The following is a 16,114-nucleotide window of genomic DNA, read 5'->3' as shown; positions in this document are numbered from 1 at the left end:
AAAGAAACCCCTCGACTTCCATCGGGGGGTTTTTTAATTTGCGCCAAATTTTACATATCCTTTACCATGTCGGGGCGGTTTGCGCACAATGACCAGTCGATTGAACCGTGTTGCAGGCATCTGCCTCGCCATCGCTTTTTCCTGCCAGAGCGCTTTTGCAGCCATTACGGTCCCGCTAGGAAACCGGAATGCCGAACAGCCGCCCATTCCGGGCGCTTCGGCCAAGCGCACGCGTGAACTCAGCACCACTTACGAGAAAAAATACCAGAAGATTTATAATCTTCTCAAACGCGATGCATCGCTGCGCTCGAAAATCCGTGCGACGGCGACAGCCTACGGCATCGACCCTATCCATATTGTCGGCGCAATCGTCGGCGAGCACACCTATAATGTCGATGTCTATGACCGGCTCCAGACTTATTACGTCAAGGCAATGTCCTATGTGAAGCAGGGCGTAACGTTTGGCTATAATGGCGAGAGCATTGGCCAATTCGTCAAGCGGCCTGAATTTTCTGAATGCCTGAAATACAAGAACAGCTATGCACTGTGGTCCTGCCGCGAGAGTATATGGAACAAAAACTTTCGCGGAAAATCGGTTGGCGGAAAATCTTATCCGAACAATCGTTTCAGCGCCGTGTTCTTCCAACCCTTCTATGCAGGCCAGACTTTTGGTCTTGGCCAGATCAACCCGCTGACTGCGCTTCAGATGTCGGATATGGTCAATCGGGTCTCCGGCCTGCCTAAACTCAATGCCGAAGACGGGAATACGGTCTATAAAACCATCATGGATCCCGATCTGACGCTGCCCTATATTGCAGCAACGCTGAAACAGTCGATCACGGCCTATCGCCAGATCGCCGATTTCGACATTTCCAACAATCCGGGGCTGACGGCAACGCTCTACAATACCGGCGGCGCCGATGCCCGCGCACGGGTTCTTGCCAATGAAAATGCAAAGCGCAAGGCTTCGGGACAGAAACCTGTCATGCCGCAGGAAAATTACTATGGCTGGCTGGTTAATTCGAAGCTCGATGAACTGAAGGCGCTATTTTAGAGGCGCGGTTTTATACCCCGGCGGCGTTTGCGCGCCGCTTCTATTTCTTCACTTAAATGTTTGATCGTCTCCCGATCGATGAGGCGGATATTGCGTGCCAAAAGATTGGCAAGCTCGGTTGCCTGTGGCGACAAGCCTGACGTATCGATCACCACGCGTGGATGCGAAACAGCCGCAAGGTTCTGCAACTCCTCCGCCTCGTCCCAGATAATGTTGAAGAAAGTAATGATGCGTTGCAGCATATCCCATGTCGGCTGGCCGCGACGGCCATGTTCGAGCGCCGAGAGATAAGCAGGCGAAACCCGTAACGCTGCCGCCATATCCTTTTGCGTCACATTGCGCTCTTCGCGAAGTTCGCGCAGTTTTTTGCCAAACGGGGTCATCGCAGCATTCCGCCTGTCTGTGTCTGCTTACGCAGGCGCACATAAAGCGCGCCATGCCCGCCATGATGATGCGCCGCATCTTCATAGGCACTGACCAGAAGCCGGAACAACGGCGTCGAAAACCAGTGCGGCACCGCCTGTTTCAAAACCCCTTCGCTGCCAAGCGAACGCCCCTTGCCGGTAATCACCATGACATGGCGCAATCCGCGTCCATGCGCATTCAATAAAAAGCTGTAGAGCAGTTCATAAGCATCGCTTTGCGTCAGACCATGCAGATCAATGCGCGCCTCGATATCCACGCGTCCCTTGGAAATCTTGCGATGGGTTGGCTTGTCGAGCGGCCGGATTGGCAGGTCGCGTGGTGCTGCAGTTTTTTGCTTGGGTTGGGAGGGCGGCTTTTCAGACGCGGCCTGCTTCAGCGGCTTTTTTTCAATTTCCTGCGCCATTACAGAGTCGAAATCCGGGAATTCTTCTGCTTTCGGCTTTCTTGCGCTGAGCGGTTTGGCGGTCCTTGCAACAGATTCCCAGAGAATGCGATCCTCTGGCCGCAGATAATCCCTGCCCTCTTTGTCGGTGTTTCGCCTCATGCACACGCCCCCAAAAGCCCACGCGGCACCAGTGCATAAAATTCGACTTGATCCTTGATGCCGCCGGCGATTTCTCCTGCCGCATTGCCCGATCCAGCAAAGAGATCGCCACGCGCTGGCCCGACAATCGCCGTACCCGTATCCTGCGCGATCATCAGTCGCGAGAAGGCCGCATTCTCAAAGGCCTTCACATCGGGCGCATGCACATGGATTGGGGTGCCAAATGTATGAAGCAATCGATCAACCGCCATCGAGCGCCCCGGCGTGAGCGGCACTTTGGCCGCAGCGATCTGTCCGAGTGCGGGATCTACAACCGGGGCTTCGCGAAAAAAGATATAGGAGCGGTTCTGCCAGATGAGATCATCGGCCCGCTCCGGGTGCTCATTCAGCCAGGCGCGGATACTCTGCATTGAAATTTCAGCGGCTGCGATCTCGCCTTTATCCACCAGAATGCGCCCGATGCCGGTAAAGGGATGGCCGGTTTTAGCTGAGTAAGTGATGCGCGTGAGCGTGCCATCATCAAATTTCAACCGCGCCGCACCCTGCACATGGGCGAAAAAAGCGTCAACCCGATCCGCGACATAGGCTATTTCCAGCCCGCGTCCTGCGAGAGCGCCCTGTTCGATTGCCGCACGGTCCTCAAATTCAGCCAGGCCGTCCGCTGTCGCCTTGGCAAAGGCAAAAGAGGGATCAAAACCAGTCGGCCGGTTTTCATCGGTGATTTTGACGAGCTCGTCTGGCTTTTTGAGAAACGGAACGTTGAACTGAGCATCCGGAGTACGAGAAGCTTCAATTTCTGGCTCATAGAAGGCGGTTACAAAACCTTGCGCCTCAATTCGGCAGGGAATGAAATAGTGCTCAAAGAAAGCACGTGCGCTTAAAATATCGGGATTATTGAACAAACGAGCGGCGGTGAATGCCGGTTGAAGCGCCTCAAATGCAATACCGAGCCTACCGCTTTTATAGCTATTCTGCGCTGCATATTCGGCGGAACGGCGGAACGCGGCAAACGCGGCAGCCTGATCGTCGCCGTTCCATCCCGGACAATCGGAAAAGCTTACCGGATTGAAGATTTTGTCCAAACCTGTCACACGCGCCAACCCGGTTCAAATAAAAGGCTGTCTTCATAATAAGGAGACAGCCTGTCGATTTTAATCGTCGGCTTCGGTTGCGACAAGCTTCCAGTTGGGATCTCGCGACCCTGTATCACGGGCGAAAGTCCAAAGATCCTTGATCTCCACCACGTTTTCCGGGTCGCCGTCGATCAGCTTGTCTTCCTTATCGAGTGTGGAAGAAATCATCTGGCTGATGATGTTGATCGTCACATGGGCTTCCGAGCCCTTCATTTCGGCAGAAGCAATCTCGGCCTTCTCAATGCCGACGAAAGAAGAGCGGACGCTTTCGCCACGCTGTTCACGCTCGTCTATAGCCGCAACAAACCCCTCGTAAACCTCCTTGGAAAGAAGGTTTTTCAGACTCGTGCGATCGCCATTGGCAAAAGCCATCACGATCATTTCATAGGCAACCTTCACACCCTCGACGAATCGCGCCGGATCAAAGGTCTGGTCTGCCGCATAGATGGCACGAAGGCCGTCATTGACCGGCGTGCCGACGGGCGCAATTTTGTCGAAAGCCGCAAAGTCTTTTTCGGTGGAACGCCGGGGCAGGGCGACGACATTATCCGTTTCACCTGCTGGGGCACCCGAATCCGCACTACGCGCTGACGTATAGGGATCGAAAGGGGGCTTTTCATTTCCGGTACGGCGGCCAAGAACATTTCTCAGCTGGAGAAAAATAATCACCGCTACAATGAAAAAGAAAATCGTGCCAATGTCGAAAAATTCCATACCGCCTGCCATTTATTGACGGAGAAGGCAAAAAAGCCCGATCCAGTCGTGAATAATTGTTCCATACATATAGATCGGCTTGCCCCATCATTCAAATCCAGATCGCGCATACCTATCTTAATTGACGTGATATAATGTCCAAATTCGTTCCGATCCATAAAAAGCTACATTTAAAGCTATATTCGGAGCCTTTACGAAACCTTGAAAGGCCTTGATTGACGTGTCCCCTTCTCTCGCTCCACTCGCCCTTCTGGCTATGCCCTTTGTCGAGATCGCCGGTTTTGTGATCGTCGGCAGTCATATTGGCGTGCTGGCGACCCTGGGATTGGTGATTTTAAGCGCCATGCTCGGTTTTTTCCTACTGCGTGTGCAGGGCATAGGACTTCTGAAACGAATCCGCGAGGAAAGCGCGGCAGGCCGGGTTCCGAACCGTGAAATGGTCCACGGTGCCATGCTGGTCATGGCGGCGTTTCTGCTGATCGTTCCGGGTTTCGTAACCAGTCTTTTCGGCGTCCTGCTTTTCATGCCCTTCATACGCGATATCGTATGGGACCGTTTTTTACGCGGGCGCATGGTCGTTGCCACGTCCACCACCTATTCGCGCGGCTATGGAACGCATCAGCCCCCGGTTCAGGATCACGTGATTGATCTCGATCCGGAAGATTATACCGCCAAACCCAATGAGAATTCGCCGTGGAAAAGAGATCGCAAGGAGAACTGACTTTGCGCGTTTCCGGCTTGAAAGCCTTTCTTGCCTCATCTTCGCTCACATGCTAGCCAAGCATTCCGGCCTCAGGGCTCCCGTATCAAACATCGAGAAGAAGGCATACCGATAATGAGCGATAAAGCCGCTGCGGGCGAAATCAAGAATGGCAACGGCGCAAGTGCCGAACCGGCTCTCAACATTCTGGCGCAATATGTAAAAGATTTGTCCTTTGAAAGCCCAGGCGCGCCTTTGTCGCTGCGCCCGCGTGAAAAGGCTCCGTCGATCAATATCAATGTCAACGTCAACGCCAATCCGCTGTCCGAAACGGATTTCGACGTCGTTCTGACGCTGGAAGCTAAAGCTGTCGACGGCAAGGATGTGCTGTTCAACACGGAACTCGTCTATGGCGGTATTTTCCGTATTCAAGGTATTGCGCAGGAACATATGCTGCCCCTGCTGTTCATCGAATGCCCGCGTCTGCTGTTCCCATTCGCACGCCAGATCATTGCTGACGCCACGCGCAATGGCGGTTTCCCGCCACTGATGATCGATCCGATTGATTTCGCACAGATGTTCCAGCAACGCATGGCTGAAGAACAGGCCAAGAATGCTGTAAAGAGCTGATAGCTGATTATCTGGAATTATTAAAAAAAGCCCGGCATCGACCGGGCTTTTTTCATGAAAGATATTTTTTCCAGATTGCCTTATCGCCCATCTTGTCCACCAATGCATGATGAGCGGCGCGCTCGGCCTCGGAGAGGCGGGACGGCAAAGGTTGGGGACGGGCAATGATCTCGATTGCCGTATCGCGATCGTTTGTTTGCTGATTACGTGAAGTATTTTCCACACTCAGACCAAGAGCGGTCTGCTTGCCACCCATCAGCTCGATATAGACATCGGCCAGAATTTCGGAATCGAGCAGGGCCCCGTGCAATTTGCGGTGCGTATTATCGATGCCATAGCGCTTGCACAGCGCATCAAGCGAATTCGGCCCCATCGGATGCTTACGTCGGGCAAGCGCCAGCGTATCCAAAATACGGTCGACGGCAATTTCCGGCCTGCCAATGCGCGCCAGTTCCGCATTGATAAAACCAAGATCAAACATAGCGTTATGCGCGACCAGTATCGCACCATCGAAAAATTCGCTGAACTCATCAACAATTTCCGCAAATGTCGGTTTATCCAGCAATTGCTCATTGCTGATGCCGTGGATGGCCAGTGCATCGGGATGCACCTGGCGACCCTGCGGATTAATGAATTTATGGAAGGTATTACCGGTCGGGAATTTATTGATCAGTTCTACGCCACCGATTTCAATCACCCGATCCTCCAGTCTTTCCAGACCGGTGGTTTCCGTATCGAAAACGATCTCACGCATGGACGAACCTCATCATCATTTCGGTATTCATAACACGCCCGATTGTCTTATTCGGCGTGTTCCTGCGGCTTTCCACGTAATTTCTCGATCAAATCGGTAATCTGTCGACGCATATCATCAAGACCTGTGCTCGAATCGAGCACAAAATCCGCCCGCGTCCGCTTTTCAGCATCCGGCATCTGACGCGCAAGAATGGCGTCTAACTTTTGCTCGCTCATGCCGGGCCGCGCCAGCACACGCTGACGCTGTACCGCTGCCGGTGCTGAAACCACCACAATTTTATCGACACGTGCTTCACCGCCGGTTTCAAAAAGCAGTGGAATATCAATCAGCGCCATATCCGCGCCGCTTGTTTCAGCCTCACGTAAAAAAGCCTGCTCCTCTTCGCGCACCAGCGGATGGACGATAGCCTCCAGCTTTTTCAAAGCTTGCTGATCGCCCAAAACAGCCGCAGACAGTTTTTCCCTGTCCACGACAGTTTCATCCACCGTACCGGGAAAAGCCGCTTCAATGAGCGGTGCAGCACGGCCTTTATAAAGCCGGTGCACAGCTTCATCAGCACTATGAACCGGCACACCCACTGCCGCAAACATGGCGGCTGCAGTAGTTTTCCCCATACCGATTGAGCCGGTGAGCCCGATCACAATCATAGGGACCCGGCCTTTTTAATATCGTCAAGAATATGGTCGCGAAGCGCTTCGCTGACCTCAGGCCGCACACCAAACCAGCGTTCAAAGCCCGGCACCGCCTGATGCAGCAACATGCCAAGACCGTCCACTGTTTTAAGCCCCGCTTGTTCTGCCTGTTTGAGAAACGGCGTTTTGAGCGGTACATAGACAATGTCGGTGGCGACCGCATGTTTGGGCGCGTAAGCAAGATCGAGCGGAAAAGCCTCCTCATCGCCGTGACCGCTCATGCCAAGCGATGTGGTGTTGACGATGAGATCCGCCTCTGCCACATGGGCTTCAGCCTCATCCCAGCCACTGGCCGAAACGGCAGTGCCAAAATGCGCAGATAATTCCTCGGCACGGCTTAGCGTGCGATTGACAACGGTAATGCGCGAAAACCCGCGTGTGATAAGCGCATGGACGATAGCGCGACTTGCACCGCCCGCGCCCAGAACCAGCGCCGTATCCGCATTATCCCAACTCGGTGCACCGGCGTCGAGGTTGGAGGCAAAGCCATAGGCATCCGTATTGCCGCCCCATAATGTGTTATTTTCAAACCACAGCGTATTGACCGCACCAATGGCTTTTGCCGCGTCATCGAGCTTTTCGGCAGCACTAAAAGCTGCTTCCTTATGTGGTATGGTGACATTGCCCCCGGCAAATCCCTGTTGCCCAAGTGAAAGCACAAAGGCGGAAAAATCTTGCGGCGCAATTTCGATGGCGTCATAACTGCCTTCAATCCCCAATTGCTTCAGCCAGAAGCGATGGATCAACGGCGAGCGTGAATGCTTGATCGGGAAGCCGGTCACAAAGGCTTTGTGTGCTGTCGTCATTTCAACCATCGATCAGTTTTTCCTTACGCAGTTTGGCCAGCAACGGTAGCAACGGCAGACCTACAATGGTGAAATAATCGCCTTCGATCTTCTCGAAAAGCTGGATTCCCGGTCCTTCGATCTGGTAAGCGCCGACGCTTGAAAGGGCAGCCTCACCAACCTGACCCAGATAGCGGCCAATGAAAGCCGGATCGAGCGCACGCATGGTCATATGCGCGACCGAAACATGCCGCCACAGGGTTTCGCCGTTTCTCACCAGCACAACACCGCTGTTGAGCGCATGCGTACGACCGGAAAATTGCAGCAATTGCCGACCGGCTGCTTCCATATCGGCCGGCTTGTGAAAAATTTCATCACCGAGCGACAATGTCTGGTCGCAGCCGATAATCACGGCATCCGGATTTTTCTCACTGACATCAAGCGCCTTGGCTTCCGCCAACACCTGCGCCACATCTTGCGGTGTGGCACCCGTTTCATAAAGCGGCGCTTCAACGGCGCGCTCGTCAATATCCGCGCTTGCGGTGGAAAACTTCATGCCCGCATTTTTCAACAAGGCGGAACGGAAGGGACTTTTGGAAGCCAGAACAAGCTTTTCCGTCATGATCAATATCCTTCTTTCTTGTCCGTTCGAGATCCGCTTCGCAACAGAGCCAGAATCGCCGCCGCTGTTTCCTCGATGGAGCGGCGCGTGACATCGATCACCGGCCAACCGTGACGGCTGCATATATTGCGCGCATAGGTCAATTCCTCTGAAATTGTAGCGCGATCCGTATATAATCCCGTATCGAGTGATGGAACATTGCCAAGCGGGCGATTCTGCCTGATCTGTGAAATACGCTCGGCTGTAGCGACCAAACCAACAATCAGCGGACGCTGCGCGGTAAAAAGCACGTCCGATAGAGGAATGCCCGGCACAATCGGCACATTGGCGGCTTTCACACCGCGATTGGCGAGATAAATGCTGGTCGGCGTCTTCGAGGTTCGCGAAATACCAACGAGAATAACATCCGCCTCTTCGATATCGAGCGGCAATTGGCCGTCATCATGCTCCATGGTGAAGTTGAGGGCGTCGATGCGGCGAAAATAATCGGCATTAAGGACATGCTGCGCGCTGGCGCGTCGATGCGCCGGCGCTCCGAGATAAGATTGAAATATATTGAGCACCGGCTCCAGCACCGAGACGCTCGGTACGCCCAGTTCCGCGCAAGCTTCATCAACAATCACCGCAAGCTTCTGATCAACGATGGTGTAAAGCACAATCCCCGGTTCAGCATCGATATCTTGCAGAACCTTACGCAACTGTTTTTCGGTACGGATCAGCGGATAGATGTGTTCAATAGCGCGTGCATTGGCATATTGAGCGGCTGCCGCCCGCCCCGCAGCGAGCAGAGTCTCTCCGGTCGCATCAGAAATCAGATGAAGATGAAAGTAGGAAAGCGGTCTGGTCACAGTTTTCTTCCCCTCCTGTTGATGTCTGTGCGTAAAAGCACTGCACTTGAAACAAGCCATGGCAGGCTGGGCAAAACTTGGCAAGTCATCCACAGGCAGCGAACATGTGCCGATTATCCCCCCACATCTGTGGACAAGACTCACAATTTGGATAAGCTTTGTATTAATTCCCAGCTTTTCCACAATGGCACATAAACTGCGTCAATAAGTAACCCTTTATCTTAAAAGAGGGAATTGAGTTTTCACCGTTTTCGATCAGACTAGCGGTGGATAATCGCACAGGATGATTGTGGCAGAGTTAAAGCGGGGAAAAATCTCGAACAAATGCTAATCCCCGATACCAACAGACTCTAAGAATCAAAAGATTCCAGAATCTTCCCTTTTTATATGGAAACAGCACTGGATAACTTTCCACGCATATCCGCATAAACAACCTAACAGGTGGAATACGAAGACATGAAACGTAAGGTCCTGAAAGTTATCGATGGCGAAACGGTCTTTCCACCTCCAATCTGGATGATGCGTCAGGCTGGGCGCTATCTGCCCGAGTATCGAGAAACACGAAAAAAAGCCGGAAGCTTCCTCGATCTGTGTTATTCGCCCGATCTGGCAGTCGAAGTGACGCTTCAACCAATTCGTCGTTATGGCTTTGATGCAGCCATTTTGTTTTCCGATATTCTGGTTGTCCCGCACGCGCTTGGGCGTGATCTTCGCTTTGAAGAAGGCAAAGGGCCTTTGATGACTCCGATGGATGCCGATGAAATATTCTGGCTTGAAACCGAAGGCGTCGCCAAACGGCTGGAGCCGGTCTATGAGACGGTTCGGTTGTTGCGGGCACAGTTGCCTGCGGAAACAACGCTGTTGGGCTTCTGTGGCGCGCCGTGGACGGTTGCGACCTATATGATCGCCGGTCACGGCACTCCCGATCAAGCGCCCAGCCGTCTTTTTGCCTATCGTCACCCGGAAGCTTTTGAGAAGCTGCTGAATGATCTGGCTGATGTGTCTGCCGAATACCTTATCGAACAGCTTCATGCCGGGGCAGATGCCTTGCAGATTTTCGATTCCTGGTCCGGCGTTCTGGATGAAGATTGTTTTGAGCGTTTCTGTGTGCGCCCGGTGGCACGTATCGTTGAGAAGGTAAGGGCAGTTTATTCTGACGCCCGTATCATCGGTTTTCCAAAGGGTGCCGGCATGCTTTATGCTGGTTATCGCGAAAAAACCGGCGTTAATGCACTGGGGCTAGACTGGTCGGTTCCGTGGAGTTTTGCACAAGACCTGCAAAAAAAAGGCGCCATACAAGGCAATCTCGATCCCCTCCGACTTGTTGCGGGTGGCGGCGCGCTGGATGAGGGGGTGGATGCAATTCTTGAAAATCTGGGGCAGGGACCGCTGGTCTTCAATCTGGGTCACGGTATTACGCCACAAGCACCAGTCGAAAATGTCCAGCGCATGATTGATCGCGTGCGGGGAGCAGCAGCATGACAAACGTCAAACGTGAAAATCGTGGCTCAGTCGTTCTGATGCGTACCATCGTTTCGCTTGCTATCGTTGTCGTGGGAGTTTGGGCATTGTTTCACGTGAATCCGTCCGATGCCTATCTCTGGGTCAAGGCGATCCATGTGATAGCGATCATCGCCTGGATGGCAGGTATGCTCTATCTGCCGCGTCTGTTTGTCTATCATGTCGCGACAAAGTCCGGCTCGGAAGCATCCGAAACCTTCAAGGTCATGGAAAAGCGATTGCTGCGCTTCATCATCAATCCCGCCATGGCGGTAAGTTGGATTGCAGGGCTGTGGATGGCTTGGGAAATTTTTGGCTTCAAGGGTGGATGGCTGCATGGCAAGTTGCTGCTTGTCGTGCTGATGTCCGGCCTTCACGGCTATCTTTCCAAAGCGACGCGCCTTTTTGCTGAGGACCAGAATACGAAATCTGCGAAACATTGGCGAATCGTCAATGAAATCCCAACCGTGCTGATGATCCTCATCGTCATTCTGGTGATCGTGAAGCCTTTCTGATTTACGGTAATTTTTCAAAGAAGCCCGGCAAATTTCCGGGCTTCGTCCTTTTTCCTATTGAATAAAATTTTAATCATCCTTAAGTGGGACTTGCTCATGCTGCTGTTAACCGGTATGAATGAGCACACTTCCCACCATAATAGCAGCCTTCGATGCCGGTCACGCAACGCCGCTGACCAACTTTCCGAACTCACTGCATTTTCTCCTTATATTTCAAAAGAGTTCCTCATCCATGCAGGAAATGAAACTACAAGAACTTAAAAACAAAACACCGGTCGAGCTTCTGGCCTTTGCCGAAACGCTTGAGGTTGAAAACGCCAGCGCCATGCGCAAGCAGGAACTGATGTTCGCGATCCTCAAGAGCCTCGCCGCTCAGGACGTCGAAATTATCGGCGAGGGCGTTGTTGAAGTGCTGCAGGACGGATTTGGCTTTCTGCGTTCAGCCGACGCCAATTATCTGCCAGGACCGGACGATATTTATATTTCGCCTTCCCAGCTTCGTCGCTTTTCGTTGAAAACCGGCGATACGGTCGAAGGTCCTATCCGTGGGCCTAAGGAAGGCGAACGCTATTTCGCACTTCTCAAGGTCAACACAATCAATTTTGAAGACCCGGAAAAAATCCGTCACAAGGTGCATTTTGACAATCTGACGCCGCTTTATCCCAATGAGCGCTTCAAGATGGAACTGGAAGTTCCAACGTCCAAGGATCTGTCCTCGCGCGTCATTGATCTGGTAGCACCTCTTGGCAAAGGCCAACGCGGTCTGATCGTCGCGCCGCCGCGTACTGGTAAGACGGTTCTGCTGCAAAATATCGCCCATTCCATCACCGCCAATCATCCTGAATGCTATCTGATCGTTCTTCTGATCGACGAACGTCCGGAAGAAGTGACCGATATGCAGCGCTCGGTGAAGGGCGAAGTCGTTTCCTCAACCTTTGACGAACCGGCGTCACGTCACGTTCAGGTGGCGGAAATGGTCATCGAAAAGGCCAAGCGTCTGGTCGAACATGGCCGAGACGTAGTGATCCTGCTTGATTCCATCACCCGCCTTGGGCGCGCCTACAACACGGTTGTGCCGTCTTCCGGCAAGGTTCTGACCGGCGGTGTTGATGCCAATGCGCTTCAGCGTCCAAAACGTTTCTTTGGTGCTGCCCGTAACATCGAAGAAGGTGGTTCGCTCACCATCATTGCAACGGCGCTCATCGATACCGGCTCGCGCATGGACGAAGTGATCTTCGAAGAATTCAAGGGCACCGGCAATTCGGAAATCGTTCTTGACCGCAAGGTTGCTGACAAGCGTATCTTCCCGGCGATGGATATTCTCAAATCCGGTACGCGTAAGGAAGACCTGCTGGTGCCGCGCGCCGATCTGCAGAAGATTTTCGTTTTGCGCCGCATTCTGGCGCCGATGGGAACGACCGATGCGATCGAGTTCCTGATCGACAAGCTCAAGCAGACCAAGGGCAATGCCGAATTCTTTGATTCGATGAATACGTAATTCTTTTTGCCCAAAAAGAATTGAATTTAGCCGTACTGGTTTTTTGCCAGTGCGGCTTTTTCAGTTTCTTTGCTTGTATTTTCACACATGTCTTCGTCCCAAAACCGGTTCCTACTGGTTTTGGGAGATGTTTTTTAGAAGGCTCTGCAACGCTTCGGGGTTTCTGACGGGTGGCAGACAGACTTGGCCTTTGCAAAGCCAGGCGCAGGGTTGTGTTGTCTGTACGTTGCCGCCTGTCGGAAGCTGAATAGTCGCGTCTGGCTTGAAAGCGATAATCTTGTCCAGTCGGCGCGGATCGGGTTTATGTCGGGCAACAGAAACGAGCGCATCTGTTTCGCCTTCACTGGCAATGACTAATGAGAGTGGTTCTGCTGCAAAGCGGGCGGCGTTCAAAATGCCGATCTGTCCATATTGTTGCACCGTTGCCCGACCCAGTGCGTGTTCTATGAGTGTCTGATTGCTTTGATAAAGTCCCATATCGCCGGTTGCCAGAAAGAGCCGCGTCAATGCTTCGATAATCTGGCTGGTGGCGCTCGGGATGGCATCGTCATAATCGCCATAGCTGTGCAGAATGACGTCGTCAGCATCGAGTGCCGTCAGGCGATAATTGCCGGAATTATCTTTATGATGACGATCGAGCGCTCCCTTGAAACTGATTGCATCGTCCAGATAAGTTGTTTCGGCTGTAGCCTCATAAAGAGCGAGGGCCGCATTGATCATGCCAGCATAATCGGTCGAAAGCGCCGGATAGACTGTCTTCAATCCCATCCGGCAATGCGGTAGCTCTCCATCACGCTGCGATGCCCTGATTGCATCATACGCCTTGATCGCATGCGTAATCCACTCCGGCTGTTGAAAACTACTACCCGCCTCTGTAAGTGCGCGGATAGCCAGCGCATTCCAGTCTGTCAGTGCCTTGTCATCTCGAGCTGGAGCGATGCGCGTTCTGCGCAGGGTGAGAAGTTTATCTTTGGCTGCTTTAACGGCAGACGGTGGGAATGCTTGCACGTCCGTTGCATGCAGGCGGGAGAGGATGTTTTTACCCTCCCAGTTTCCGTCTGCGGAAACCCCATAAAATAATTTCAACGCTGGACTATCGTGACCCGTGACCGCATCAATTTCATCTTCACTCCAAACGTAATATTTTCCTTCTTCGCCTTCGCTGTCTGCATCGAGGCTGGATGCAAAACTTCCATCCGGTAAACGGAGGTCTTCAATCAACCAATCTACAGTTTCTTCGATTCGGATACGGAACAGTTCATTTTCAGTTTCAGCATAAGCATAATTGGCGTGGCGGATAAGCTGGGCATTATCATAAAGCATTTTCTCAAAATGCGGCACGAGCCAATTTTCGTCCGTGCTGTACCGACATAATCCACCTCCGAGGTGATCGTAGATTCCCCCTTGCAGCATGTTTTGGAGGGAATGGATAAAACTATTTCGGTGCTGAACCTGACCATTATAGAGCCAGGCCAACCAGAGCGCATCCATGAAAGGTGCATTGGGAAATTTGGGAGCGCCCCTTGTACCACCGCGGTCGGTATCGAACAGGCCATAGATGCGTGCGACTGTCTTATCAAACAGAGCAATATCGTTCTGCTTACCCTCATTCTGAGCGGCAAGGCGTCCTTCCAGATGTTCGAACAGCGCACGGGAATTATGGTTAATTTTTCCCTGATCATTCTGCCAGAGATTGTTTACGGCGGTCAGTACATCAATAAAGCCTGGCATACCCTGCCTTGGATGGCGTGGAAAATAGGTTCCGCCCCAGAATGGCTTGCCGTCCGGTCGCAAGAACATGGTTAGCGGCCATCCCCCTTGCTGCCCCATTGCGCCAAGTGCCGCCATATAAATCTGGTCCACATCCGGGCGTTCCTCACGATCGACTTTAATGTTCACGAAGGATTGGTTCATGACGTGCGCGACATCCGAATCCTCGAAAGACTCATGGGCCATCACGTGGCACCAATGACAGGCAGCGTAGCCAATAGAGAGCAGGATTGGACGGTTGAGGCTTTGTGCCTCCTCTAGTGCTTCCTTACCCCATGGTCGCCAGTGGACGGGATTGTTGGCGTGTTGGCGCAGATAGGCGCTCGCTTCGTCTCCTAGTTGATTGCCACGAATAACCGTCATGAGGCTTTCCTTTCTTCTTTTGAATGAATATGCACAAACCATTCGCAAACAGCTTCTGTTTTACAGTCGATATAGGTCAGGAAAAGCGATGAGCGACATTACAATGCATCAGGATACTATTTTTGCCTTGTCCAGTGGGCGACTGCCTTCTGGCGTCGCTGTCATTCGTGCGTCTGGCCCAAAAGTTCGATTCATTATCGAAACGATAGTCGGAGAAGAACTCACACCGCGTTATGCCGCATATAAAACATTCCGCTCCCGAAATGGTGATGCCATTGATCGCGGTCTGGCACTCTATTTTAAAGGACCAGAAAGTTTTACCGGCGAAGATTGTGTAGAATTTCATCTGCATGGCGGAGTCGCTGTCGTTGAAAAGTTACTTCGGGAACTGTCAGGCATTGCCAATTGCCGCATAGCAGAGGCCGGGGAGTTTACACGCCGGTCTTTTAGCAACGGGAAAATGGATTTGACCATTGCTGAGGGCATTGCAGATCTCATCGCGGCTGAAACCGAAGGGCAAAGGCGCCTCGCCATGCAAGTAGCGTCGGGTTCTCAACGCCAGCTTTACAGTGACTGGCGCCAGCAATTGCTTCGAGCAAGAGCTTTTATTGAGGCTGAATTAGACTTTGCTGATGAAGGCGATGTCCCCGGTTCTGTTGCGGAACAGGTGTGGGCATCACTGCAAACTCTGCAAAAAGTGATTGCGCAGCATATTGAAGGCGGAAAACGCGCTTCTATGTTGCGTGAAGGTTTGCATGTGGTGATCGCCGGAGCGCCTAATGCCGGCAAGTCAAGCTTGTTGAATTTTCTAGCCGGTCGTGAAGTCGCTATAATTTCCGAAGAGGCTGGAACAACACGCGATCTTATCGAAGTCAAACTCGATCTTGGCGGAATAGCTGTTTTCGTTACTGACACTGCCGGTTTGCGGGAAACTGAGAGCGCTGTTGAAAAAATCGGTATCGAGCGTGCTAAAGCGCGCGCCTCCGAAGCCGATTTGGTCCTGTTACTGCAAGATATGAACAATCCGCTGGAAGTATCCCTTCCTGACACAGAGACCGATCTTTGGCTGGTCGGGACTAAAGCCGACATATTCAGTGAGCACTCGCGACGCTGGGAGAACATGATATCGACCCTAACAGGTGAGGGGCTAGATGAACTCATCACCAAGCTTCAGAATTTTGCGGAATCGAAAATAGGCCGGATATCGGAGGCAGTGCCCACACGGCAGCGTCACATTAATCTCTTGAATTCAACATATGAAGAAATTGGCAAAGCCATTGCGAACGAAAACTTGCCACTGGAATTACGCGCTGAAAATATGCGCCTCGCCTCGCAATATCTCGGCCGCATCACAGGCGATGTTGATGTGGAGGAAATATTGGACGTAATTTTCTCTCAATTTTGCATTGGCAAATGATTCACGTGAAACCAACTCTTTAATTCGACAGGGAATGTTTCACGTGAAACAAACTGTGGAATCATGACTATGAAGTTGACTCAATCATCCTTCCGTGAATCGAGCTAACAGCGGCGATAGGCCAAAATATTTTCGATAGAGCTTTT

The 16,114-nt window shown here is 52.3% G+C and carries 17 protein-coding genes; 7 read left to right on the top strand and 10 right to left on the bottom strand.

Translation table 11 applies throughout. The features are described from left to right. The first annotated feature begins 88 nt into the window (after window positions 1-88). Window positions 89-1,054, top strand: a complete 966-nt coding sequence (locus AAIB41_RS09490) for a DUF1402 family protein (protein WP_343313077.1) — start codon at window positions 89-91, stop codon at window positions 1,052-1,054. Here AAIB41_RS09490 and AAIB41_RS09485 read toward each other — a convergent pair. From AAIB41_RS09485 to AAIB41_RS09470, 4 genes are read right to left on the bottom strand one after another with little or no spacing between them, the layout of a single operon-like run. Then, window positions 1,051-1,437, bottom strand: coding sequence for a helix-turn-helix transcriptional regulator (locus AAIB41_RS09485; protein WP_343313076.1), 387 nt, complete (start codon window positions 1,435-1,437; stop codon window positions 1,051-1,053). The genes AAIB41_RS09490 and AAIB41_RS09485 overlap by 4 nt on opposite strands. Continuing rightward, window positions 1,434-2,024: a Smr/MutS family protein gene (locus AAIB41_RS09480; RefSeq protein WP_343313075.1), complete on the bottom strand. Its 591-nt coding sequence runs from the start codon at window positions 2,022-2,024 to the stop codon at window positions 1,434-1,436. Before AAIB41_RS09480 ends, AAIB41_RS09485 begins: the two co-directional genes overlap by 4 nt. Next, window positions 2,021-3,115 carry a murein transglycosylase A gene (locus AAIB41_RS09475; RefSeq protein ID WP_343313074.1) on the bottom strand — a complete coding sequence of 365 codons (1,095 nt, stop codon included), beginning with the start codon at window positions 3,113-3,115 and terminating at the stop codon, window positions 2,021-2,023. Before AAIB41_RS09475 ends, AAIB41_RS09480 begins: the two co-directional genes overlap by 4 nt. Before the next feature lie 60 nt (window positions 3,116-3,175). After that, a complete protein-coding gene (locus tag AAIB41_RS09470) occupies window positions 3,176-3,871 on the bottom strand; it encodes a Tim44/TimA family putative adaptor protein (RefSeq protein WP_343313073.1) in 696 nt (231 codons plus the stop codon). Window positions 3,872-4,091: 220 nt separating this feature from the next. On the opposite strand from AAIB41_RS09470, the gene AAIB41_RS09465 reads away from it, so the two are divergent. Continuing rightward, window positions 4,092-4,592: an FxsA family protein gene (locus AAIB41_RS09465; RefSeq protein WP_343313072.1), complete on the top strand. Its 501-nt coding sequence runs from the start codon at window positions 4,092-4,094 to the stop codon at window positions 4,590-4,592. 114 nt (window positions 4,593-4,706) lie between these two features. Further along, window positions 4,707-5,201 (top strand): protein-export chaperone SecB, encoded by a 495-nt coding sequence (secB, locus tag AAIB41_RS09460; RefSeq protein WP_343313071.1) that lies wholly within the window; start codon window positions 4,707-4,709, stop codon window positions 5,199-5,201. Window positions 5,202-5,253: 52 nt separating this feature from the next. Here the strand turns inward: secB and dnaQ are convergent, their stop codons facing one another. The 5 genes from dnaQ to AAIB41_RS09435 are packed head-to-tail and all read right to left on the bottom strand — an operon-like array spanning window position 5,254 to window position 8,905. After that, window positions 5,254-5,955: a DNA polymerase III subunit epsilon gene (gene dnaQ, locus AAIB41_RS09455; RefSeq protein ID WP_343313070.1), complete on the bottom strand. Its 702-nt coding sequence runs from the start codon at window positions 5,953-5,955 to the stop codon at window positions 5,254-5,256. A gap of 47 nt (window positions 5,956-6,002) precedes the next feature. Continuing rightward, the gene (coaE, locus tag AAIB41_RS09450) at window positions 6,003-6,605 is read right to left on the bottom strand and encodes a dephospho-CoA kinase (protein ID WP_343313069.1); all 603 of its coding nucleotides are present in this window, start codon (window positions 6,603-6,605) and stop codon (window positions 6,003-6,005) included. Continuing rightward, complete coding sequence (locus AAIB41_RS09445; RefSeq protein WP_343313068.1) at window positions 6,602-7,465, bottom strand: shikimate dehydrogenase; 864 nt, start codon at window positions 7,463-7,465, stop codon at window positions 6,602-6,604. Before AAIB41_RS09445 ends, coaE begins: the two co-directional genes overlap by 4 nt. Beyond that, window positions 7,458-8,057, bottom strand: a complete 600-nt coding sequence (locus AAIB41_RS09440; protein ID WP_343313067.1) for a Maf-like protein — start codon at window positions 8,055-8,057, stop codon at window positions 7,458-7,460. The genes AAIB41_RS09445 and AAIB41_RS09440 overlap by 8 nt, the downstream gene beginning before the upstream one ends. A gap of 2 nt (window positions 8,058-8,059) precedes the next feature. Further along, window positions 8,060-8,905 carry a pyruvate, water dikinase regulatory protein gene (locus tag AAIB41_RS09435; RefSeq protein WP_343313066.1) on the bottom strand — a complete coding sequence of 282 codons (846 nt, stop codon included), beginning with the start codon at window positions 8,903-8,905 and terminating at the stop codon, window positions 8,060-8,062. A gap of 456 nt (window positions 8,906-9,361) precedes the next feature. Here AAIB41_RS09435 and hemE point away from each other — a divergent pair, with 456 nt between their 5' ends. The 3 genes from hemE (at window position 9,362) to rho (ending at window position 12,418) form a co-directional block, all read left to right on the top strand. Next, window positions 9,362-10,387 carry a uroporphyrinogen decarboxylase gene (gene hemE / locus AAIB41_RS09430; protein ID WP_343313065.1) on the top strand — a complete coding sequence of 342 codons (1,026 nt, stop codon included), beginning with the start codon at window positions 9,362-9,364 and terminating at the stop codon, window positions 10,385-10,387. Further along, on the top strand, window positions 10,384-10,920 hold the full coding sequence (hemJ, locus tag AAIB41_RS09425; protein ID WP_343313064.1) for a protoporphyrinogen oxidase HemJ: 537 nt from the start codon (window positions 10,384-10,386) through the stop codon (window positions 10,918-10,920). Before hemE ends, hemJ begins: the two co-directional genes overlap by 4 nt. Window positions 10,921-11,152: 232 nt before the next feature. Continuing rightward, the gene (gene rho / locus AAIB41_RS09420; RefSeq protein ID WP_343313063.1) at window positions 11,153-12,418 is read left to right on the top strand and encodes a transcription termination factor Rho; all 1,266 of its coding nucleotides are present in this window, start codon (window positions 11,153-11,155) and stop codon (window positions 12,416-12,418) included. A 111-nt stretch (window positions 12,419-12,529) separates the two neighbouring features. On the opposite strand, the gene AAIB41_RS09415 is transcribed toward rho, so the two are convergent. Further along, window positions 12,530-14,551 carry a thioredoxin domain-containing protein gene (locus tag AAIB41_RS09415; protein WP_343314725.1) on the bottom strand — a complete coding sequence of 674 codons (2,022 nt, stop codon included), beginning with the start codon at window positions 14,549-14,551 and terminating at the stop codon, window positions 12,530-12,532. Between the two features lie 88 nt (window positions 14,552-14,639). Between AAIB41_RS09415 and mnmE the strand changes: the two genes are divergently transcribed. Next, window positions 14,640-15,968 (top strand): tRNA uridine-5-carboxymethylaminomethyl(34) synthesis GTPase MnmE, encoded by a 1,329-nt coding sequence (gene mnmE, locus AAIB41_RS09410; RefSeq protein ID WP_343313062.1) that lies wholly within the window; start codon window positions 14,640-14,642, stop codon window positions 15,966-15,968. Window positions 15,969-16,114: the final 146 nt, after the last annotated feature.

Source organism: Brucella sp. BE17, assembly GCF_039545455.1.
Classification (GTDB): Bacteria; Pseudomonadota; Alphaproteobacteria; order Rhizobiales; family Rhizobiaceae; genus Brucella.
This window is presented reverse-complemented; position numbering and strand designations above follow the sequence as displayed.

What these genes read in the sequence shown, in the direction of transcription:
- AAIB41_RS09440 (WP_343313067.1), bottom strand. Translation starts at nt 8,057, where the DNA reads ATGACGGAAAAGCTTGTTCTGGCTTCCAAAAGTCCCTTCCGTTCCGCC.
- AAIB41_RS09470 (WP_343313073.1), bottom strand. Translation starts at nt 3,871, where the DNA reads ATGGAATTTTTCGACATTGGCACGATTTTCTTTTTCATTGTAGCGGTG.
- AAIB41_RS09485 (WP_343313076.1), bottom strand. Translation starts at nt 1,437, where the DNA reads ATGACCCCGTTTGGCAAAAAACTGCGCGAACTTCGCGAAGAGCGCAAT.
- AAIB41_RS09490 (WP_343313077.1), top strand. Translation starts at nt 89, where the DNA reads ATGACCAGTCGATTGAACCGTGTTGCAGGCATCTGCCTCGCCATCGCT.
- dnaQ (WP_343313070.1), bottom strand. Translation starts at nt 5,955, where the DNA reads ATGCGTGAGATCGTTTTCGATACGGAAACCACCGGTCTGGAAAGACTG.
- mnmE (WP_343313062.1), top strand. Translation starts at nt 14,640, where the DNA reads ATGAGCGACATTACAATGCATCAGGATACTATTTTTGCCTTGTCCAGT.
- AAIB41_RS09480 (WP_343313075.1), bottom strand. Translation starts at nt 2,024, where the DNA reads ATGAGGCGAAACACCGACAAAGAGGGCAGGGATTATCTGCGGCCAGAG.
- hemE (WP_343313065.1), top strand. Translation starts at nt 9,362, where the DNA reads ATGAAACGTAAGGTCCTGAAAGTTATCGATGGCGAAACGGTCTTTCCA.
- AAIB41_RS09415 (WP_343314725.1), bottom strand. Translation starts at nt 14,551, where the DNA reads ATGACGGTTATTCGTGGCAATCAACTAGGAGACGAAGCGAGCGCCTAT.
- rho (WP_343313063.1), top strand. Translation starts at nt 11,153, where the DNA reads ATGCAGGAAATGAAACTACAAGAACTTAAAAACAAAACACCGGTCGAG.
- hemJ (WP_343313064.1), top strand. Translation starts at nt 10,384, where the DNA reads ATGACAAACGTCAAACGTGAAAATCGTGGCTCAGTCGTTCTGATGCGT.
- AAIB41_RS09445 (WP_343313068.1), bottom strand. Translation starts at nt 7,465, where the DNA reads ATGGTTGAAATGACGACAGCACACAAAGCCTTTGTGACCGGCTTCCCG.
- coaE (WP_343313069.1), bottom strand. Translation starts at nt 6,605, where the DNA reads ATGATTGTGATCGGGCTCACCGGCTCAATCGGTATGGGGAAAACTACT.
- secB (WP_343313071.1), top strand. Translation starts at nt 4,707, where the DNA reads ATGAGCGATAAAGCCGCTGCGGGCGAAATCAAGAATGGCAACGGCGCA.